General features: G+C 40.9%; 18 protein-coding genes, 1 pseudogene and 1 riboswitch. Of the genes and pseudogenes, 14 read left to right on the top strand and 5 right to left on the bottom strand.

What is annotated here, in order from left to right; translation table 11 throughout:
* Positions 1 to 53 precede the first annotated feature (53 nt).
* A complete protein-coding gene (locus tag LQ216_RS04665; RefSeq protein ID WP_230127179.1) occupies positions 54 to 587 on the bottom strand; it encodes a YceI family protein in 534 nt (177 codons plus the stop codon).
* 179 nt (positions 588 to 766) lie between these two features.
* Positions 767 to 1,042, bottom strand: coding sequence for a DUF1450 domain-containing protein (locus tag LQ216_RS04660; protein ID WP_230127177.1), 276 nt, complete (start codon positions 1,040 to 1,042; stop codon positions 767 to 769).
* Between the two features lie 224 nt (positions 1,043 to 1,266).
* Between LQ216_RS04660 and LQ216_RS04655 the strand changes: the two genes are divergently transcribed.
* The 10 genes from LQ216_RS04655 to LQ216_RS04610 all read left to right on the top strand — a co-directional run bounded on the left by LQ216_RS04655 (position 1,267) and on the right by LQ216_RS04610 (position 13,230).
* Positions 1,267 to 1,803 carry an NAD(P)H-dependent oxidoreductase gene (locus LQ216_RS04655; protein WP_230127175.1) on the top strand — a complete coding sequence of 179 codons (537 nt, stop codon included), beginning with the start codon at positions 1,267 to 1,269 and terminating at the stop codon, positions 1,801 to 1,803.
* Positions 1,804 to 2,337: 534 nt separating this feature from the next.
* Positions 2,338 to 3,288, top strand: a complete 951-nt coding sequence (locus LQ216_RS04650) for an ABC transporter permease (RefSeq protein ID WP_230127173.1) — start codon at positions 2,338 to 2,340, stop codon at positions 3,286 to 3,288.
* A complete protein-coding gene (locus tag LQ216_RS04645; protein WP_230127172.1) occupies positions 3,281 to 4,231 on the top strand; it encodes an iron chelate uptake ABC transporter family permease subunit in 951 nt (316 codons plus the stop codon). The genes LQ216_RS04650 and LQ216_RS04645 overlap by 8 nt, the downstream gene beginning before the upstream one ends.
* The gene (locus LQ216_RS04640) at positions 4,225 to 4,983 is read left to right on the top strand and encodes an ABC transporter ATP-binding protein (protein ID WP_230127170.1); all 759 of its coding nucleotides are present in this window, start codon (positions 4,225 to 4,227) and stop codon (positions 4,981 to 4,983) included. The genes LQ216_RS04645 and LQ216_RS04640 overlap by 7 nt, the downstream gene beginning before the upstream one ends.
* 30 nt (positions 4,984 to 5,013) lie before the next feature.
* Entirely contained in the window at positions 5,014 to 5,964 is a 951-nt protein-coding gene (locus LQ216_RS04635; RefSeq protein WP_230127168.1) for a siderophore ABC transporter substrate-binding protein, read from the top strand.
* 544 nt (positions 5,965 to 6,508) lie between these two features.
* Positions 6,509 to 8,482, top strand: a complete 1,974-nt coding sequence (locus tag LQ216_RS04630; protein ID WP_230127166.1) for an LTA synthase family protein — start codon at positions 6,509 to 6,511, stop codon at positions 8,480 to 8,482.
* A gap of 223 nt (positions 8,483 to 8,705) precedes the next feature.
* Complete coding sequence (locus LQ216_RS04625; RefSeq protein WP_230127163.1) at positions 8,706 to 9,056, top strand: DUF948 domain-containing protein; 351 nt, start codon at positions 8,706 to 8,708, stop codon at positions 9,054 to 9,056.
* A 456-nt stretch (positions 9,057 to 9,512) separates the two neighbouring features.
* Positions 9,513 to 11,042 (top strand): spore germination protein, encoded by a 1,530-nt coding sequence (locus LQ216_RS04620; RefSeq protein ID WP_230127162.1) that lies wholly within the window; start codon positions 9,513 to 9,515, stop codon positions 11,040 to 11,042.
* 11 nt (positions 11,043 to 11,053) lie between these two features.
* Positions 11,054 to 12,151 carry a GerAB/ArcD/ProY family transporter gene (locus LQ216_RS04615; protein ID WP_230127160.1) on the top strand — a complete coding sequence of 366 codons (1,098 nt, stop codon included), beginning with the start codon at positions 11,054 to 11,056 and terminating at the stop codon, positions 12,149 to 12,151.
* Positions 12,148 to 13,230: a Ger(x)C family spore germination protein gene (locus tag LQ216_RS04610; protein WP_230127158.1), complete on the top strand. Its 1,083-nt coding sequence runs from the start codon at positions 12,148 to 12,150 to the stop codon at positions 13,228 to 13,230. Before LQ216_RS04615 ends, LQ216_RS04610 begins: the two co-directional genes overlap by 4 nt.
* 62 nt (positions 13,231 to 13,292) lie before the next feature.
* Here the strand turns inward: LQ216_RS04610 and LQ216_RS04605 are convergent, their stop codons facing one another.
* Together LQ216_RS04605 and LQ216_RS04600 are read right to left on the bottom strand one after the other, a co-directional pair.
* Positions 13,293 to 14,747, bottom strand: a complete 1,455-nt coding sequence (locus LQ216_RS04605; RefSeq protein WP_230127156.1) for an amino acid permease — start codon at positions 14,745 to 14,747, stop codon at positions 13,293 to 13,295.
* An 88-nt stretch (positions 14,748 to 14,835) separates the two neighbouring features.
* A riboswitch (Lysine riboswitch) is annotated at positions 14,836 to 15,018 on the bottom strand.
* A gap of 355 nt (positions 15,019 to 15,373) precedes the next feature.
* The gene (locus LQ216_RS04600; RefSeq protein WP_230127154.1) at positions 15,374 to 16,336 is read right to left on the bottom strand and encodes a LacI family DNA-binding transcriptional regulator; all 963 of its coding nucleotides are present in this window, start codon (positions 16,334 to 16,336) and stop codon (positions 15,374 to 15,376) included.
* Between the two features lie 381 nt (positions 16,337 to 16,717).
* Between LQ216_RS04600 and LQ216_RS04595 the strand changes: the two genes are divergently transcribed.
* Positions 16,718 to 17,890: an FtsW/RodA/SpoVE family cell cycle protein gene (locus tag LQ216_RS04595; RefSeq protein ID WP_230127152.1), complete on the top strand. Its 1,173-nt coding sequence runs from the start codon at positions 16,718 to 16,720 to the stop codon at positions 17,888 to 17,890.
* A gap of 344 nt (positions 17,891 to 18,234) precedes the next feature.
* Positions 18,235 to 18,484, top strand: a pseudogene (locus tag LQ216_RS04590) (transposase); the annotation flags it as partial.
* Between the two features lie 173 nt (positions 18,485 to 18,657).
* Here the strand turns inward: LQ216_RS04590 and LQ216_RS04585 are convergent.
* A complete protein-coding gene (locus LQ216_RS04585) occupies positions 18,658 to 19,647 on the bottom strand; it encodes an iron-siderophore ABC transporter substrate-binding protein (protein ID WP_230127150.1) in 990 nt (329 codons plus the stop codon).
* A 224-nt stretch (positions 19,648 to 19,871) separates the two neighbouring features.
* Between LQ216_RS04585 and LQ216_RS04580 the strand changes: the two genes are divergently transcribed.
* Positions 19,872 to 20,876, top strand: a complete 1,005-nt coding sequence (locus LQ216_RS04580) for an iron ABC transporter permease (protein WP_230127148.1) — start codon at positions 19,872 to 19,874, stop codon at positions 20,874 to 20,876.
* A complete protein-coding gene (locus LQ216_RS04575) occupies positions 20,873 to 21,928 on the top strand; it encodes an iron ABC transporter permease (protein ID WP_230127145.1) in 1,056 nt (351 codons plus the stop codon). Before LQ216_RS04580 ends, LQ216_RS04575 begins: the two co-directional genes overlap by 4 nt.
* Positions 21,929 to 21,931: the final 3 nt, after the last annotated feature.

Raw genomic sequence — 21,931 nt, 5'->3', positions numbered from 1 at the left:
TCCACAAAAAAAACGAATGGAGGCCTCTGATGTGCTTCCATTCGCTTTAAATATTATGCTTCTTTTGATGCTTCGATTTCTAGAGAGACGGTAATTTTGTCACCGATAAGGACTCCGCCAGTTTCAAGTGCAGCATTGTAAGTAAGATTATAATCACTGCGGTTGATTGTGCCTTTTCCGCTGAATCCGACTACTTCTGCACCCCATGGATTTGTTCCTTGGCCTTCGAAAGTTATAGCGAATGTTTCAGAACGGGTTACTCCGTGCATTGTTAAATCGCCGGTTACATCATACTCATCTGCACCAGTTTTTACAATCTTTGTTGACTTGAAAGTTAAAGATGGATTTTTTTCAACATCAAAGAAATCTGCTGAACGAAGGTGAGCGTCACGATCGCCATTGCGTGTATCGATACTTGAGACATCGATTGTGAATTCGATATTAGCAGTAGTCAAATCTGCTGGATCGGCTTCAACTGCTGCGTCAAACTTTTGAAAAGTTCCTTTTGTTTTTGCTACCATCATGTGCTTAACTGAAAAATCAATGCTACTATGTGCTGCGTCTACAACCCATTTTGTTTTTGCCATTATAAATCTCCTCCAAATTTCTTCAAAATATTTAAATCATATATCTCAAATTCAAGATATAACAATATGAAATAAATTATATTTCCTATCAATCGAAATGTCAAACAATTTATTTCAAAAAAATGGAGGAAAGGAAAAAGTGCCCCGGTTGACGGAACACCGCTTAGCTTCTTTATTCGTTATCTTTTAGTTTTATATTCTTTTAATTTGTTCAACAGGTCATCCGGGTTTTCGCCGGTAATGATATCGCCATCGACCTTGGCGTATGGGGACTGTTTGCAAAGCTTGCACTCACTTAAGCATTCATATTCCTTATACTTGACGGTTGGCTGGGTCAGGAACTGCTGGAAGAGTGAAAAAGTCTCTTCATTCAAAAATCGGTCAAGGTTATTCTCACAGAATTCGACGGTTATTTGTTTTTCTTTAGAGAACATTTTCGTGATAAATGATTTCACATTATCTTCTTCCCTCATCATTATAATTCTCAAAATTGATACTACTTTCATTTATAGTTTACCGTTTATGGTTAGTCGAGGAAACCAAAAAGCAATTTAATGAAAAATTTCCGAGAAATATGGTATCTTAACTTCAAGCATTTAAATACATAAATCGCGTCTACACGGTTTATAATGGAAATAACATATCATGCAGCAAATGTTTATCAATAGGAGGAAGTACATTGAAATTACTGGGGATTTCGGGAGCATTGATTGGCGCCAAGACAGCCAAAATCGTAAATGAAGTTTTAATTCGGGCAAAACAAAAAGATCCGGATCTTGATATAGAGCTTATTGATTTACGGGATTATCAGATTGAGTTTGTAGTAGGGAAACCGCTAGAATCCTACAATGACGACACGAAAAATGTCATTGAGAAAATAGTCGAAGCTGATTTCTTTGTGATCGGTACTCCGGTGTATCAGGCATCGATTACAGGGGTACTCAAAAATCTTTTCGACCATCTGCCGACAACGGTGTTTGAATCAAAGGTAATCGGCTATGTTTCCACAGCAGGATCAAACCATCATTCACTTGTGGCAGAAAATCAGTTAAGGCCGATTCTCTCATTCTTTAAAGCATTGGTTGCCAGCAAAAATGTTTTTGTTTCAAACGACAGCTTTAATAATGAAAATGAAATTATAAATGGTGATGTAGACCGAAGATTGAGCGAACTCGCTGATGAGCTTGTGTTTCTTCAGCAAAAACTAAAAGGATAGAAAGGAAAGGAGGAAGAAACATTTCCTCCTTTCTCTATAGGTTGTCTAGTTCCGACGTGCAGGACTTAACTTGCATGTATTGATGTCTAGCGTAAGCAGCCCAGCCCCGACGCACAGGACGTGCTAGTGCCGACGAAGACATAAGGCCGTGGCGATTTTAGTCGGCCTCGAGGTCCTAAGAGGCAGGTGTTCTTCCTACCTCTCTCCGGACTTCCACAGGATGTGGGTCAGAACGACGAAGACATAACGATGTGGCGATCTTAGTCGTTCTTCTTTACTTGCAGGGCGCTTGCGCTTTTCTTGTTAACATTTTGTGAAAATGATTGACATAAATAGCGTAAAAAATTACAATAATTCATGTAATAGTCTAATTGATAATGAAAATCATTACTAAAGAGAAAAATAGGTTCCATGCTTTTTTTATTTTTCAAAATGATAATGAATCTCATTATTGATATTTTTTTAAGTTTAAATGATAATGAATCTCATTATCTGAAATAGTCCAGCCTGGCTGAGGGAAGTGCAGGAATCGTCATGAAAAAGAGATATTTGATCATTGCCTTCATTATATTGTCCATTACATCATTGTTTGTTGGTGTAAAAGATATCACCCCGTTTGACTTGTTTCATTTAAGCGAGGACCAGCGGGAAATCATGATGATCAGCAGAGTGCCAAGACTGGTGAGCCTTATCATAGCAGGGGCAAGCATGAGCATTTGCGGATTGATCATGCAGCAGCTCAGCCGGAATAAATTTGTTTCTCCTACAACAGCGGGAACGATGGACGCGGCAAGGCTCGGAATACTTGTTTCCCTTATTATTTTTTCATCCGCAACGATGATGCAACAAATGCTTGTCGCTTCGCTTTTTGCTCTGGCAGGAACTTTTCTGTTTATGCGTCTGCTTGACAGAATCAAATTTAAAGATGCGATTTTCATTCCGCTTGTAGGGCTGATGTTTGGGAATATCCTTAGCTCGATTACAACGTTTTTTGCCTACAAGCATGATTTAATTCAGAGTATTTCCTCATGGCTGCACGGTGATTTTTCCATGATCATGGCAGGGCGTTATGAAATGATCTATATCAGCATTCCTTTAGTCGTCATTTCGTACATATTCGCTGGGCAGTTTACCTTAGCAGGCATGGGTGAAGAGTTCTCCACAAATCTCGGCCTCAATTATCGCTTCGTTGTCAACATCGGGCTGGTGATTGTTGCTTTGTCCACAACGGTAGTCATGCTTACGGTTGGAATGATTCCTTTCTTGGGGCTGGTTGTTCCGAATATCGTTTCCATTTACCAGGGGGACAATCTAAAAAAGAACCTTTCACACACAGCTTTGTTAGGTGCAGTTTTCCTGCTTTTCTGTGACATATTAGGAAGGCTTATCATCTATCCTTATGAAATCCCGATTGGATTAACGGTCGGAGTGATAGGAAGCGGCATTTTTCTTTACTTATTGATAAGGAGAAAGGCATATGCATAAAAACATCAAAATGGGCATACTTGCAGCGATTGCCGTCGTCCTAATTATCGTCTTCCTTTTTACTGAGCTTGGGAACCACTGGGAATATGTGCTTCCCAGACGAAGCGTTAAAATACTTGCGATTGTCTTGACGGGAACTGCAATCGCCTTTTCAACCGTCGTGTTTCAAACCATTACACATAACCGAATACTTACCCCAAGCATTATTGGTCTCGATTCCCTGTATATGCTGATCCAAACTTTCCTAATTTTTGTTTTCGGTTCATCGAGCTTGACCGTTATGAATACGAATGTGAATTTTCTCATATCGGTTGGTTTTATGGTTTTGTTTGCAGGGTTGCTTTACAAGTTTCTCTTCAAACGGGAAGGGCAGAATATTTACTTTCTTCTACTAGTAGGACTGGTCATGGGCACGTTATTCCAGAGCTTTTCATCATTTATGCAAGTGATTATTGATCCAAACGAGTTCCAGATTATCCAGGATCGAATGTTCGCGAGCTTTAATAATATCAACAATGACCTGCTAATGATCTCGATTGTGCTCATCCTGCTGATCTCCATCTACTTTGCGAGGTTTATCAAGTACCTGAACGTTCTATCACTCGGTAAAGAGCAGGCTGTTAATCTTGGCGTTGATTATGATTATGTCGTTAAACGGCTTTTGATTGCAGTGGCCATCCTGATCTCGATCTCGACCGCTTTGGTCGGACCGATCACATTTCTAGGCTTGCTTGTCGCGAATGTAGCCTATCAATTCTTAAAAACCTATCAGCATACTTATTTAATCTTTGGTTCTATTTTGATAAGCATCATTGCTTTGACAGGTGGTCTTCTGATTGTCGAAAGAGTATTCACCTTTTCAACAACGCTTAGCGTCATCATTAATTTCATCGGCGGTGTGTATTTCATCTATCTGCTATTAAAGGAGAATAAATCATGGTAAAAGTAAGCAATGTCTCGAAACAATATGGCAATAAGACAGTCGTTGATAACGTTTCTTTGGAAATCGCAAAAGGCAAAATCACTTCTTTCATCGGCCCAAACGGTGCGGGGAAAAGTACTTTGCTGTCCATGATCTCAAGGCTCATTTCTATGGATACCGGTAAGATAACGATTGATGGGCTCGATGTTTGCGAGTGCAAAAGTAATGATCTTGCCAAGAAAGTCTCGATCCTTAAGCAGTCCAATCACATTAATATTCGCCTGACGATCCGGGAGCTTGTTTCATTCGGACGCTTCCCGTACTCACAGGGAAGATTGACAAAAGAAGATTGGCATTTCGTGGATGAAGCGATTCAGTATATGGAACTGGAGTCCTTTCAGGATAAATTCATTGATCAATTAAGTGGCGGACAGCAGCAGAGGGCCTACATTGCCATGGTCATTGCACAGAACACGGATTATATTTTGCTTGATGAGCCTTTGAATAATCTGGACATGAAGCATTCCGTACAAATTATGAAGGTTTTAAGAAGGCTTACGGATGAACTGGGCAAGACGGTAGTAATCGTCATCCATGATATTAATTTTGCCTCCTGCTATTCAGATTATATTGTGGCCCTTAAGGAAGGAAAAATTGTTCAGGAAGGCGCTACGGATGACATGATTGACAGCACTGTTTTAGGGGATATTTATGAAATGGATATCAATATTGAAAATATTAATGAAAATAGGATTGCTGTTTATTACGCCTAACAAAAAACTATATTTTGAGGAGAACTTAAAATGAAAAGAAAATTTTTCCTGTTTTTTATAATCGCTTTATTGGCTGTTTTTGTTGCTGCGTGCGGTTCAGATGATTCTGCTGATAACGCGGGCGGGTCAGAAGGAAATAAGAAATCAGAAGAAGTTACAGTCAAGCATCAACTGGGTGAGACAAAGATTAAGAAAAATCCTGAAAAAGTAGTGGTATTCGATTTCGGTACATTGGATACTTTGGATAAGCTTGGCGTGGATGTTACCGGCGTTCCCGGACAAAACCTTCCTGAATATCTTGATAAATACAAGGATGCGGAAAATGTCGGGGGATTAAAGGAGCCTGATTTTGAAGCCATCAATGAGCTCCAGCCGGATGTCATCATCATCTCGGCTAGGCAGCAAGATTCTTATGATAAGTTCAGTGAAATCGCTCCGACGATCTTCATGGATGTGGATAGTAAGAAGTATATGGAATCTTTTAAGGAAAACGTAACAACACTGGGGGATATCTTCGGTAAAGAAGCTCAGGCTAAGGAAGAGCTCGCAAAAATAGATGATGCCATTGCTGGCTTAAAGGAAAAAGCGGACGCAAGTAATGAAAAAGCATTAATTACCCTTACGTCTGGCGGCAAAGTAACAGCTTACGGGCCATCATCAAGATTTGGAGTCATCCATGACGTTTTTGGTGTGAAACCAGCGGCTGAAGATCTTGATGCAGATCCTCAGCACGGTCAGAACATTTCGTTTGAATTCATCGCCGAACAAAACCCGGATATTCTCTATGTTATTGATAGAGATGCCGCTGTCGGTGAAGGCAATAATGCGAAAAAAGTCATTGAAAATGCTTTAGTAAAGAAAACAAACGCCTATAAAAACGGCAAAATTGTCTATCTGGACCCTGGCTACTGGTACTTATCAGGCGGCGGATTGGAATCTGTTGCCGAAATGGCGAAAGAAGCGGAAGAAGGCCTAGAGTAACTCTCTTGTAATAAAAGCAGCGCGGATTCATAAATGGATCTGTGCTGCTTTTTTTACTGCATAAGTATTTTCAGCTAAGTTTAAAATTTACTAGAAAAATCAGGAAGGCAATATAAACTAAAAATATATTACAAGCTTCAATTCCTTACCAATTGGAAAAATAGTGGAATTTTTTCTATTCCAGTTATATAATGAAAAAAGTTTCGCAAAATTACTTGTACTTAGAAACTGAAAAAAGTGAAAAAATGTCGATAATTTTCTTTTGTAAAACAAGCAGTCTTACGTTATCATTTACTAATGATATGAATTTATTGTAAATGCAGTGTAATTTTTTGATAAAGTCCAACATAGGATAATCAGTATTGAGGACGCTATCTTGTCCAAAACAAACTAGTGTAATTTACAAAACTGGTGAAGTGGTAAAAAACGGGAATAGATAAAATTGTATTGAAGTTTACATTTCCAGGTGTTAGTATTGAGTTTATGCCTGTTCTCTTGAGCGGATTTGAAGAGGGCATTACCTAGTTTAATAGAGGTGTATAAAATGAAAAATTTCTTTACTAAAAATAAAAATTTCTTTACAAATAAATTATTAGGCTTTTTTGCTATAGCGGTTGTGTTGTTTTGGATCAAGACATACAGCGGCTACAGAATTGAGTTTAACTTGGGAGTAGATAATTCCATACAGGAGTTTCTTCTATTAATTAACCCGATAAGTTCAGCCCTATTCTTCTTTGGCTTAGCTCTTTTCGCAACGGGCAAGAAAGCATATAAATGGATTATTGGACTTAACTTTATCCTTTCCTTTCTTTTATATGCGAATATCATGTACTACCGTTTCTTCAGCGACTTCCTTACCCTGCCGACCATTACTCAGGTTAAGAATGCCGGTGATTTAGGACAGAGTGTTTTTGCGCTGATGAGTCCATTAGATATTCTTTATTTCCTTGATACGATTATCCTGATCGTGCTTTTTTCAACTAAAATCGTGAAGCCGGAAGCTCTTAAGCCTAAGCGCCGTTCGGTAACCACAGTATTTGTCGCGGCGGTTATGGCTTTTACCGTGAACCTCGCGTTAGCGGAAAAAGATCGTCCGCAGCTATTGAGTCGGACATTTGACCGGAACTATATTGTCAAATATCTTGGTATGTACAATTATACGGTTTATGACGCGATTCAAAATACTAAAACATACGCCCAGCGCGCTACTGCGAACAGCACGGATATCGCTGAGGTCGTAAACTATACGAAAGCAACTAAGGCAGAGCCCAACCCTGAGTACTTTGGCAAAGCTGAAGGAAAAAACGTTATTTATATACATCTAGAATCGGTTCAGGATTTTATCATCAACTATAAATTAAATGGTGAGGAAGTAACACCATTCTTAAATTCACTTGCGAACGGCAATGAGCATATGTATTTTAATAACTTTTTCCATCAGACTAGCCAGGGGAAAACAGCTGATGCCGAATTTATGATTGAGAACTCATTATTCGGTTTGCCACAGGGAGCTGCTTTTACAACACAGGCTCAAAATACGTACCAGGCCGCTCCGGCGATTCTTGGTCAGCAAGGCTACACATCAGCAGTGTTCCACGGGAATTACAAGTCATTCTGGAACCGGGATAAGGTCTACAAATCTTTTGGTATAAATGAGTTTTTCGATGCAAGCCATTACCAGATGAATGAAGAAGATGTCATGAACTATGGACTGAAGGATAAGCCTTTTTTTAGAGAGTCGATACCGATGTTAGAGACACTGCCACAGCCTTTTTATTCCAAGTTCATCATGCTGTCAAACCATTTTCCATTCCCATTGGAAGAAGAGGATGCAACAATCGCTAAGCATACAACCGGTGATCCTTCTGTAGATGGATATTTCCAGACGGCGCGTTATGCGGATGAAGCTCTGAAAGAATTCTTTGATTACTTGAAGAAGTCCGGTCTTTACGATAATTCAGTTATTGTGATGTACGGTGATCACTACGGTATATCGGAAAACCATAGCAAAGCGATGTCTCAAGTGTTAGGAAAAGAAGTTGGCAAATTCGAAAATGCCCAATTGCAGCGTGTCCCATTGTTCATTCACGTACCGGGTGTTGAAGGCGGGAAAATGGAACAGTATGGCGGTCAGGTTGATGTGATGCCGACATTGCTTCACTTGCTAGGCATGGATACAAAGGATTACGTCCACTTTGGTACCGATTTATTATCGAAAGATCATAATCAAGTGGTGCCATTTAGAAACGGAGATTTTGTTACACCTGAAATCACGGCTCTAAAAGGCAAATTTTATGATAATGCAACTGGTGAATTAATCGAGAAAAATGAACAAATTGCTCGGGATCAAGAGATGGTTGAGACCATGCTTGGACTTTCAGATGAAGTGGTAAATGGAGACCTGTTGCGTTTCTATACACCAAATGGCTATAAACCAATAGACCCAGCTGACTATGATTATACCCATAGCGACGACGATGAAGAACCAAAGGTAGAAACAACCGAAGAGGAAAAATGATGAAAAGCAGTTGAGAAGCTTATACTTCTTGACTGCTTTTTTTTATTATTCTATTGCATGCTCCTCCAGTTACTCGTCAAGCCTTATCAGAATTTGGTAGGAGTAATCCCATCTGCGACAGCAGGCTACGTCGATTTATGGGAGGGAGTCTGAAAATTTTCCCGTTTTTATCCGCTATGATTGGGTAAAGATACATAAAACGATTCTAAAGGAGGTACCATCTGTGATTATCGTTTACTTAAGCATCGCCCTCATTGCTGGCTCACTTATTTACTTAGCCTTTTATGCTGTAAAGACATTTAAGGATACCAAGCCTGTAATGAACAGGATTACTAAAACAACAGCGATGATACAGGCGAAAACAGATCAAATAAAATCTGAAACGGATAAATTGACGATGACCCAGCAAGAAATCACGGCTGATGTCCAGTACAAGAAAGACACGGTCCAGGGAACTATTCAAGCTATAAAATTTGCTCCAACACCCTTCAAGGAGCTATGGATGACCGTAATGGGAAATAAACTCATCGGCAGATATTTAAGGAAAAGAAAACAGACAGGAAATTTATCTTAAAACGATACACCAGCACTCCTCAAATGAGGGGTGCTGTTTTCGCAGAAAGGAAAGTATAAACTTTCCTTTCTGCATAAGTGCAACTTCGTCTAATCTCCGCCTTACGGCTCGTCAATCGACGAGTTTTCTTTATTTTCTTTGGCCTTAATGAATAAAAGCATAAGCTTAACAAATAGTAAAAATGTGCAGATTTTCTATAGGAGTGACTTTCATGAAATATGCAGCAATCGCAAGCGGTATCATGGCATAGAATGGACGGGTATGTCAGCGGTTTAGAAATGACAGGCCGGTTCGGGGATTGGCAGATGAGTTTGGTGAAACGGTAAGAGATGTTTATCTTTGGACCCTAGTTAGGCATATGGTCTTATCTATTTGGATAGACCTGACCTAAAGAGGGCTCGCCTTTCTTTTAATCGCGAAATGAGCATGAAGGAATTTGGAAGGAGGAGTCCTTTGGTGAAGCTTTTTAAGAACAAAAAGAAGAAAAAGGTCCCACCTTTACAAAAGGATACGGCGATTTCTAATGCTAATCATCCTGCAAAGGATTTTGAAGAACTGTTTAGGAAGTTTAAAGCTTCAGATGATTTTATCTCCTTTCAATATCCTACAGATGGTGCTTTTACTGTATCTTATTTTAAATCGATCGTGAGCCCGGATCAGATTCATAAAGAAATATTGCCTGTAATGACAACACAGCATCCATCCACCCTCGAAGAAGTGAAAAAGGGAATTCCGGTTGAAACGATAAAAATTTCAAATGATTTAAAGACCATTCAGTCTCTTGCTATGGCTGGAGCGGTAATTATCCAGATTGACACGGACAATGGACATTGTCTTCTTGTTCCATCTGCCAGCACAGAGAAAAGGAAGATTGCCATACCAGAAACGGAATATACTGTACTTGGCCCGAAGGAAGCTTTTGTAGAATCAATAGATGTTAATATAAATTTAATTCGAAAACGGCTGCCTGTCCCAGAGCTTCAAGTGAGGGAAATAAAAGTAGGCGAGATTTCGCAAACAAGAGTAGGGATTCTTTATATAGATGGCATTGCGAATCAGGAGAATATTGATACAGTCATTCAAAGAATATCTGAAATTGAATATGACATAATTGCGGACAGTTCGTTTATTGCACAGATGATTGCCGATAATCATAACTCGGTATTTCCGCAATTCATTGATACAGAGCGTCCAGACCGGACTGCAAGTGTTTTGGCAGAGGGCAAAGTAGCCATCATAGTAGATGGTTCGCCCCATGTGCTTAATGGTCCTACTACAATCGGTAACTTCTTTTCGGCTTTTGAAGATTATTTTGTAACCTGGCATCTTGCCACATCGATTAGACTGTTGCGATTATTGGCTGTATTGTTTTCCATCTTATCGACGTCGATGTATGTTGCCGTCATTACTTATCATTATCAAGCTATTCCGGAGGCATTGCTCCCGACTTTAATCGCTTCACGCGGTGCTGTGCCTTTTCCACCTCTTATGGAAGCTCTACTTCTGGAAGGGACGATTGAATTGCTTCGGGAGGCGGGTGCGAGGCTGCCGACAAAGGTCGGCCAAACAATCGGTATCGTCGGCGGTATTGTAATCGGTACGGCTGCAGTTGAGGCCGGTTTCGTCAGCAATGTACTATTAATGCTCGTTGCACTGGCCGCTTTGGCATCGTTTACGACCCCAATTTATCAGATGAGCAATACGCTACGGATTATCCGTTTTTCGTTCTTGTTCGCTGCACAGCTTTATGGTCTTTTAGGGGTGGCCATCTGTTCCGCTTTCTTTCTCAATCATCTCCTAAAGCTTACATCGCTTGGACGTCCCTATTTAGAGCCCATCTATCCTTTGCGTTTAAAAGATTTAAAAGATAGTTTCGTCAGGCTTTCTTTTACAAAACAAAAGCAGAGACCTATCTTTTTAAGGCCGGAATATTCAACAAAACTCCCGCCCAAACAAAAAGCTGTCCCAAAGGATATTGACGAATAGAAAGTTGGTGCATGATGGATTTAAAACCAAACGAGCATAACAAAGTTTCTCCATACTTCGCCATGTTCCTTGTTTATAAAATGCAAATCGGTGTTGGGATTCTCGGATTTGAGCGGGTTATTGCCAAATATGCGGAATATGATGCCTGGATATCTGTATTGATTGCCGGGATTAGCGTGAATGTGATCCTTTGGATGTGCTTTCGTATGTTACATAAGGATGGAAATGATATCATCAGCATTCACAAGTACTTATTCGGAAGGTGGCTAGGTGGCGGATTAAGCGTTATTTTGTTCATTTACTTTTTATCCGTAGTGATTACCATATTAAGAACTTATACGGAAGTAATCCAGGTATGGATGTTCCCGGGTGTCAATGTCCTGATGTTAATGGCCATCTTTGCCCTTTTAGTATTTAATCTGGTTACCGGTGGATTCAGGGTGGTTGCGGGAGCTGCCTTTTTGGGATTTCTCATTACTTTGCCACTTTTATTACTGAAATACTTCCCCCTGAAGTACGCGGATTTTACCAATTTGATGCCACTTTTTGACCATTCGGTAAAAGATTTATTGCTTTCGGCGAAAGCCATGACGCTGAATTACCTTGGATTTGAGTTCCTATTAATGTACTACCCGTTTTTAAATGAACCAAGAAAGGCGGAAAAATGGGCCCACTTTGGGTCGATATTCTCGACCATTATTTATTTGATTTCTACCTTAGTTTCCTTTGCTTATTACAGCCCGGATCAATTGAAACATTCCGTATGGGCTACTTTAACCTTATGGAAAATCGTCGACCTGCCATTTGTTGAGCGCTTTGAGTATGTGGGGATTGCTATTTGGCTTTTTGCAGTTATCCCAAATGTCTGCCTTGGAGTATGGGCGGTGAGCAGGGGAATGAAACGGATATTTGCCGTGAATCAGCGTAAATCGTTAGTTTATATTTTGGGTATCACCGTTTTAGCCTGCACATGGTTTCAAACACGCCAAGAGGTGGATCAGCTAAATAGCATGGTGTCCCGATTCGGCTTCTGGATTATCTATGCTTACATCCCGTTATTGTTTATTTTATTCATGGTTGTCCACAAAGTGAGGAATAAAACTAAATGAAAAAAAGAACTCTGATTTATTTATTGTTTTGTACCATGTTAACAGGCTGTGGTGTAAAGGACAATATTTTAGAAGATAACCTGCTTGCCGAAGTAACGGCTTATGATCAGGCAGGAGACGATAAAGTCAAGGGAGCCACCTTGGTTTCTGTTCCGTCATCGGGCGACAAAGCCCCGATGGGAAAGGAAGTTTACTCGGCAGTAGCCCATACCGGAAAAAACATTCGCCAGAAAATGGAATCTGAGACACCGAAACGTCTTGTCGGAGGCCGTTTATCGGCTATTCTCTATGGGGAAGAGCTTGCCAGAAGAGGTATTTATGATTATGTCGATACATATAGGCGGGACCCTTCCGTTGGCAGGGATATCTATTTAGCGGTTGCTTCAGGCAAGGCGGAGGACATCATTAAGCTTGAGTCTAAAATGACCAAAACACCGGGTATCAAGACGCAAGAGCTGATTGAACAAAACTTCCAGACAAATCTTCCCCATACCAACCTGCACAGCTTTTTAAATCGCTACTACGGAGATAATATGGATCCGGTAATGCCGCTCCTGGAAGTAAATGGGGAACATCTTAAATTAAAGGGCATTGCGCTTTTTCGGGATGATAAATACATTGGAAAACACATTTCATATGAAGACGGGTTCCTATTTAAAGTCCTTTCTGGGAGATTCAAAAACGGCGTATATGAAATTAAGCTGAAAGAAGATTCTTATTTGAATATTCAAAATGTTTATTCCAAAGTGAAATACGAAATAACGGATGGAAACGGGAATCCGGAGGTCTTTATAAAAGTTAAAATCAGAGGTGGTGTATTAGAGGTTCATGACTTGGATTTAAAAGACCCGTCAACCATTCCAAGAATAGAAAAAAAAGCACAGCAACTCATTGAAAAAAAGCTGTACAGGATGGTGAGAATGTTCCAGGAAAATAATGTGGATCCCCTTGCTCTTGGTGACCGAGCACGAAGCCAAACAAGACATTTTGATAAGAAGCATTGGGAGGATGAATACCAGACAGTTCCGATTGAGGTAAAGGTAGACATAAAGTTGGTCCAAGAAGGCATTACGGAATAAAAATGAAAAAAGACATTGGCTTTTTTGCCAATGTCTGTCTATTTTCTGCGATAGAGAAAGAGTTATTGTTTTACATCAAAGTTTGCTTCTTCCAGGGAAACGACCTTTGTTTTCTTTATGAATTTATAACCAAGCCAAAGGATAAGGAACAGAGGCAAGCCAATATAGGAGACGAGCACGCTTGTCCAATCGATCGAACCACCTGTAAACGCCGTGTAATTTTGCCCGAGGATGACGATTATACATAAAATCAGAGCGAAAAGCGGGCCGAACGGGAACCATTTTGCGCGATATGGCAGATCTTTCAAATCACGACCTTGTGCAACATATGCTTTGCGGAACCGGTAATGGCTAATGGCAATTCCTACCCATGCAACGAATCCGGACATCCCAGAAGCATTTAACAACCAGATATACACAATACCGTCATCAAAAAATGTGGTTAGAAATGCGAGAGTTCCCATTAAAGCTGTCACAATTAGGGCATTCACCGGTACGCCCCTTTTATCAAGTTTCCCAAGAAACTTCGGAGCCTTCCCATCGCGTGCTAAATCCCACAGCATTCGGGTTGAAGCGTACATTCCCGAATTACCGGCTGAAAGAATGGCTGTTAAGATGACTGCGTTCATGACAGAAGCAGCAAAAGCAAGTCCGGCTCTTTCAAAAACCAGCGTGAACGGACTGACGGCAATATCGGATATATCGGAGCTTACAAGGCTTTCTGTTGTATAAGGAATAATCAAACCGATCACGAAGATGGCCAGAATATAGAACAAAAGAATTCGCCAAAACACTTGGCGGATGGCCAAAGGAATATTCTTTCTTGGATTTTCACTTTCCCCAGCGGTTATGCCGAGTAATTCAGTACCCTGAAATGAGAATCCGGCGGCCATAAAAATTCCTATGATTGCGAAGAACCCTCCATTAAACGGTGCGTCATCCATCGTAAAGTTTTTAAAGCCGATCGCTTCCCCACCCATGATTCCGAGAATCATAAGGAAACCGACGATTAAAAACACAACAACTGTTACAACTTTGATTATAGAGAACCAATATTCAGCTTCCCCGAAGCCTTTTACTGACAAATAGTTCAAGCCGAACATAATCGCAAGGCATAGCGCGCTCCATAGCATAGAAGGACTATCCGGGAACCAGAACTTCATAATAATGACCACGGCCGCCAATTCGGCAGCAATTGTAATGGCCCAGTTATACCAATAGTTCCAGCCAAGTGCAAATCCGAAGGCGGGATCGACGAATTTTGTCGCATAAACCCTGAAGGAACCGGCTACCGGCATGTATGCCGCCATTTCCGCAAGACCGGTCATCAAGAAATAAACCATAATGCCGATGGCTCCGTAGGCAACAAGAGCGCCTCCGGGACCTGCAGTGTGAATAGCTCCACCGCTGGCAAGGAACAGCCCGGTCCCTATCGTTCCCCCGAGTGAAATCATCGTTAAATGTCTTGCTTTCAATCCTCTTTTGAGCTCAGTAGGATTCGTATTTACGTTTTCCATTTGTAACACTCCTTTAATAAATAGGAAGGAAATAAAAAAACAGCCGTCGAAAAAGATCGACGGCTGCTTGAATAGCTCGTTTAATCCTTCCGAAAGTAGCTCCCCACGTTTCTAAAAACGTGACAGTGGTGTTCCTGTTCGGTAACACCGCCAGCCTGGATATACAGTGAATATATCCAAACTTCGGCGACTTATCCATTCTGACGGAGTCAAAGATATTCTCTGTATCTCGTCCGACATACTTATATAAGCCGCAGCCTCTACCTCATCGGTTAATGAGGAAGTATTCTGTTTTACATTATTGAAGTATAGTTTAAGTCTATGAAGAACGCAATATATTTTTTTGGCAGATATGCAATAAATATGAATATTACCTAAGCTTCCACTAACACGGCAGAAATATCCCTTCCTTATTATTTAAATACTATTATTTTTCCGATAAAATATTACTCATGCTTTTATGTATAAGTCGAATTTATGAATTTCAAACAGTTGACCAGTATTTTTTTGACTCATTCATGTGAAACCAGGGTTTCACATGCCTTTCAGCAAAGCTGAAAGGTTAAATGAGCCAAAAATAACAATATTATTTACCGATGCGTAATTCTTTAGTTCAACTTATATCACTAACAAGAACTCCGCTCAATCAATTGAAAATCGAGTTTAATTTGTTGGGGCTCGTTTCCATCAATGAATAAGTCGACGGCTGTTCTCCCCATGGATTCAAGCGGAAGGGAAACTGTTGTAATATCCATCTGCTTAGCGATTTCATCGTTATCAAAGCCAATGACGGCTAATTGTTCCGGGAAATCGATTCCCGCATTTTTACCTGCTAACATACATCCGGCAGCAGCCTGATCATTGGTAATAATCAAAGCATCAGGTTTATCTGCAAAATGGATCCATTTGTTGAAAATATCCGCACCGTCCTTCATGTTGTAACAGCCTTCGAAGATCCAATCCGGATTGGTCTCCAGCTTGAATTCACGGATAATATCTTGATAGGCTTTTGAACGCAAATGGCTATTGCGGCCTTTTTTACGTCCAAGGCTGTATCCAATTTTACGATGGCCTCTTTCAATAAGATAAGTAAGGGCGGTTGAAAAAGCGGTATATTGATCAATGCTTATCGAAGGAAAAGCTGATTGAGCTGAATCTTCACATAAGATAATCGGACCGTATCGGTAGTATTCATTCAAAGTTTTCACTTCATTGATTCGCGAGCAAATGATGAGCGCGTCCAGCTGTTTCATTTTTAGCATTTCCAGTGCCTGTAACTCTTTGTCTTTTTCATAATGAGTTTGGAAGATTACCAAATGATAGCCGAATGCATTTGCCCGCTTCGAAATGCCCTCCATAATCGCGCCAAAATAGGGATGATTCGTATACGGAATCACCACGCCTATCAAGTTCGTTTTTCCTTTTGCTAAATGAATCGCATTGATGTTCCTCGTATAATGCAATTGCTCAACCGCCGACAAAACAGCTTCTTTTTTTTCGCTGCTCACATACGGATGACTGTTTAACACCCTTGAAACAGTCGTTACGGAAACACCCGCTTTTGCGGCTATTTGCTTAATATTGGCCATATGATCCCTCACCACTTATCTTTTACTACTAGTTTAACTTATGAAATGCGTTTCAGAGCAAGAAAAGGTGTGTGGGCGATAAATTCACTCACGAAATAAAGGGAATAAAGGGTATTGTTCTGGTATGCGTTTCATCCCTTATCATGTTTTTAAGAAGAAAGGGGAGATTTCAAATGCTTCAGGGCCTATTAAGTCTAGTATTACTTTGCACGATCGAATTGGTTGCCGCTTATTTTGCGATAAAAGCAAAGCAATAAATTCGAAGTATAAGAAAAAATACCCAATCCTACTATTCTGTTGTGATTTTCTCTTTATCAAGTATAATAATAAGATGTAAATCACTTTGATTTTTTGCTTGAGCCTTTTAAAGGGAGAGTTACCATGCAGTCAGAAAAAAATTTAACGTCCCGTTTAGATTACGGATTGACATTTATCATATTTCTTTTGTTTCTTGCAAGTACTATAGCCATCTATAGTGCTCAGACATCAGGGCAATATGAAGGCAACTTTGTTATTAGACAAATCATTTTTTATGCGATTGGCGTTGTCATCATTTTTGGGGTTATCACTTTTGACTCTGACCAATTGAAAAAGCTCTCTTGGTACGCATACGGATTTGGCTGCTTTTTACTTGTATTTTTACTCATTGCTCCTGAAAGTATAGCCAGGCCTATCAATGGAGCGAAAAGCTGGTTCCAGGTCCCGTTGATGGGATCCTTTCAGCCCTCGGAAGTTATGAAAGTGTTTCTGATTGTGGCTCTGGCAAATGTCATTTCGAGCCATCATCTGAAAACACCGATTAAAACAGCGAAAACCGACTTTGGGCTCATGTTGAAGCTTGGTCTTGTTACAGCTCTTCCCATTACACTCATTATGATGCAACGCGACCTTGGGACTTCCCTTGTCCTTTTGGCTATTTTAGTAGGGATGATTTTTATCTCAGGTATAAGCTGGCGTATTTTAGTACCGATTTTCTCTGTGGGGATCACATTAGCTGGGACAATTATGTATTTTGTACTCTGGAATCCTGAAATATTAGAAAAATATCTAGGAGTTAAGCAGTATCAGTTCGGTAGGATTTATTCCTGGATCGATCCGTATAATTATCAGGACACTGAAGGGTATCATTTGACTCAATCGCTGCTTGCGATAGGTTCAGGGCAAACGGGTGGCAAGGGAGTCGGTACCTCCGAGGTGTATCTGCCGGAAAGCCAGACCGATTTTATATTCAGCATCATCGGTGAAGAATACGGATTTATCGGCTCAAGTATTGTCATCAGTTTATTTTTCCTGCTTATTTATCAAATCACGAAAATCGGCATGGAGACGAAAAATAATTTTTATACCTATATTTGTGTCGGTGTCATCAGCATGATTACCTTCCACGTGTTCCAGAATGTCGGGATGACCATCGGTGTGCTTCCGATTACAGGTATTCCGCTTCCGTTCATCAGTTACGGGGGAAGCTCTTTGATGGGCAATATGCTTGCGATGGGAATCATTTTCAGCATCCGCTATCATTATAAAAAATATATGTTTGCTACTGACGTTTAAAAAGACATTTGCGGCATCAAATGCCTCAGACTGTAGACAAACTCGATGAAATCGAGTTTGCCACAAGTTTTTTTATTTGGCCTGTTAATGGGGTCTGTTGATTTCCGTTCCAGGCGCTTCGCTTTCCGCGGGGCGGGAGGTGAGCCTCCTCGTCGCATGCTCCTGCGGGGTCTCACCTGTCCCGCTGCTCCCGCAGGAGTCTTCGCGCCTTCCACTCCAATCAACAGGCTTTTAAACGTTTATTATGGAACGTTCCTAAAATCTTTTTTAAAATGGATACATAAAATGATTGAGGTGACGAAGATGTTTTCGAAAACAATCCTATCCAGCGAGATCAATTAGAGATGGTTACTTTAGACCAGCCTGTCCCACAGGACCATTTGGTCCGTAAGATGGAAGCAGCCCTTGACTTCTCATTTATCTATGACTTGGTGAAGGATATCTATTCGGAAGTGGGCCGCCCAAGCATTGACGCGGCAGACAATCAAGGAGACGGAAACCAATATGGCCTAACGGTGTTTTCTGGGCTATGGGTTCCATGACAAGGTGCCCCATTTCTCCACTTTCGGCAAGAAACATGAGCGCCGTTTTCGCTGCCATGAATTTGAAGAAGATGGCAAACTGGACATGGCAAGGTCCAGAAATGGCTTAATAAATAAGGCTAAGTGAGGTCCATTCACACTCAAAATAAGCAAAAATAGAAATAATCACTAAAAAGGGGTTCGGAATGAGACCATTCCGAACCCCTTTTTGTATGCCATTTCTCCTTAGTTACCTAAAAAAATCTTTTCAATGTCATCAAGCATAATGTTGGCTGCTATAACACCGCCAGCCGTATTCCAGGTTGCGTCATCAACCTGATGAGCGTTGCCTTCTTTAACAGCATTTAAATTCTTCCACAATGGGTCACCTGTCCATTCTTTTTCGGTGGAAAGGGCTTTATTATCACCTTTTGGCGCATAAGTGAAGTAAAAAAGCGCGTCTGCATCCATTTCAGGGATGGCCTCTTTTCCAACCTCGACTGCGAGATTGCCCAGCTTGTTTTCATCAGTAAACAGTGTTGCCTGATGTTTAGCACGTTTAAAACCTAATTCATCAAAGATAACTCCTGAAAATGAGTCTGTATAATAGATACGGGTAACTCCGGCCATGAAACGGACAATAGAAACTTCTTGGTTGGTTTTATCGCCTAATTTTTCTTTTAAATCATTTACTTTTTGATCGTACTGGCTTAATACTTCTTTTGCTTTATCTTCACGATTTAATGCTTTTGCATATAAACTAAAGTTTTCTTTCCAATCTCCTCTTAACGTTTCCGAAAAAACAGTTGGCGCAATTTCGCTCAACTGGTCGTATAGCTTTTCCTGGCGCAGTTTGTTACCGATGATTAAATCTGGCTGAACAGCTGCAATTGCTTCAAGGTTAATTTCACTCTCAGTTCCTACTACTTCAACGTTTTTCATGTCGTCCGCAATATGGTCATACCAAGGATCACCTAACCATGATTGGACAGCTCCAACAGGTTTAACATCCATTGCCAACAGGGCTTCGGTGCCCTCGTTTGTTAAGATAACAACTTTTTTTGGGGTTGAAGGAATTTCTGTTTCACCCATGGCATGTTTAACTGTGTAGCTTTCGTTCTTGGGTCCTGAAACTTCTTTAGTTTCGTCTTGTTTGTCATTTCCGCCGCAAGCAGTCAGCACCACAGCCAAAATAACAGTTAGCATTGCCATTAACATTGCACGTTGTTTTGGCATTATACCACTCCTTTATATGTAAGTTAACTTGCTAGTGATAATCATTATCAGTTGTGCACATTTAGATGATAGAATCAATCGCACGATTTGTCAATAACTAATTGAAAACGATTTTCAATATCATTGACAGGGTTTCCTGTTTTCACTAGACTAATAATGTGAGAAAGTTTACCCCATATTATTGGCGGTGAGTATTAAGCTTTAATGAGAGGAAAAAACGTTTTATGCTTTTAAAAACCCGGTCTCTAAAAAGAGTAGGATTTTACTTGTCTTTAATACTTTTGCTTTTGTTAATGTGCGCAAGTATTGTTTACGGATACACTGACACCTCCTGGGAAATCGCGCTGGAGGCCTTTACTGATTTTAATGGTTCAAAGGAACATCTAATATTGCAGTCAGTAAGGCTGCCGAGATCTTTGATTGCAGCTTGTGTTGGAGCAAGCCTGGCCATTTCAGGAGTTTTAATGCAGACGCTTACGAAGAACCCGCTCGCTTCTCCTGATATATTCGGTATTAACGCGGGGGCAGGGCTTGCAGTAGTTATCACGGTTACGATTTTTTCTGTAGGCAGTACGCCTGCTTATACATGGGTTTCGTTTTTAGGAGCTACAATCGCAGCAATTGGAGTGTATATAGTTGGTTCGTTGGGAAGCAGTGGACTTACCCCGCTGAAATTGACGTTAGCTGGTTCTGTTGTCGCTGCTTTGTTTGCTTCTATTACACAAGGATTTCTTGTTATAAGTGAAACAACGCTCGACCAGGTTTTGTTTTGGCTGGCGGGTTCTGTCCAAGGGCGAAAGCTTGAAACGTTGACAGCGGTTCTTCCGTATATGGCAGTAGGCTGGGTTATTTCTTTGTTGATTGCTTCAAAATTAAACTTGCTCTCCATGGGAGATGATATTGCCAAAGGGCTCGGCCTCAAAGTTGGCCTCATTAAATTAATTGCTGCATCCTGTGTCATTTTGCTTGCAGGAGGGGCTGTAGCGATTGCCGGACCAGTCGGGTTTATCGGAATTGTTATCCCTCATATTACTAGAGCAATTGTCGGAACTGACCATAGATGGGTCATTCCATACAGCGCCTTGCTCGGAAGTATACTTCTTCTTGTTGCGGATATCCTTGCCAGGTATGTCATCATGCCCCAGGAAGTGCCGGTTGGCGTTATGACAGCTATAATTGGAACTCCATTCTTTATACACATTGCAAGAAAGGGGTTCAACGCAAATTGAACAAATTTAAAAGTTTCCGTTTGTTTAATGGTTATCTGTCCATTTTAGTAGATAAAAAAGCAGTTGCTGTATTTACAGGCTTGTTTTTACTTTTGCTCTTAGTCTTTTTGCTGAGCGCAGGGATCGGCCAGTTGTATGTATCACCTTTGGATGTAGCAAAAGCAATATTCGGTTTTGGAAGCAAATTGCATACAACAGTAATCACTTCATTCAGGTTGCCTAGAATTGTGGTAGCGATGATGGTGGGAATGGGACTTGCGATTGCCGGTGGAATTCTGCAGGGGATTATCCGTAATCCGCTTGCATCACCAGACATAATCGGTTTGACGAGTGGGGCTTCGTTTGCTGTAGTGTCGTTTTTAACCTTGTTCAGCACTAAGGACAATGCGCTTACTGTCAGCATTAGCTGGCTTCCATTTGCAGCTTTTATAGGGGCTGCGGTTACCGCTCTTCTCGTTTATTTCTTAGCATGGAAAAATGGTGTTTCCCCAATCCGCCTTGTGCTAATTGGGATTGGAATTTCTGCCCTGATGCAGGCAGGCACTACAACAATGATGATACTTGGCCCAATCTATAGGGCATCTCAGGCGAATATTTGGATTACCGGATCGGTTAACGGTTCTAGATGGGATGACGCTTCTATCATTGTCCCGTTTGTTTTAATTTTAATGGTGATCGCATTTGTCCTGGCTCGTGACCTGAATGTTCAGGAGTTGGGAGAGGACCTTGCACTTGGTGTTGGCAGCAAGGTCCAAAGACAAAGGTTGTTTTTATTGCTTATGGCTACAGCCCTGACCGGTTGTGCTGTAGCCTTTGCCGGCGGCATAGGATTTGTGGGGCTTATGGCTCTGCATATAGCCAGGCGACTAGTAGGAAGTGCTTTCGGAGCGCTGTTGCCTGTAGCTGCCTTGATAGGGGCAGTATTGGTAATAGCTGCTGATTTAATTGGCCGAACAATGTTTGCGCCTCTGGAAATTCCGGCGGGAGTTTTCACAGCAAGCGTCGGTGCCCCTTACTTCATCTATTTGCTGTATAGGACTCGAAATACGTAAAAA

Origin of the sequence: Bacillus sp. CECT 9360 (genome assembly GCF_918741275.1) — a bacterium.
Taxonomy (GTDB): Bacteria; Bacillota; Bacilli; order Bacillales; family DSM-1321; genus Peribacillus.
The sequence above is the reverse complement of the archived record's forward strand: the minus strand, read 5'-3'. Positions and strand labels throughout refer to the sequence as shown.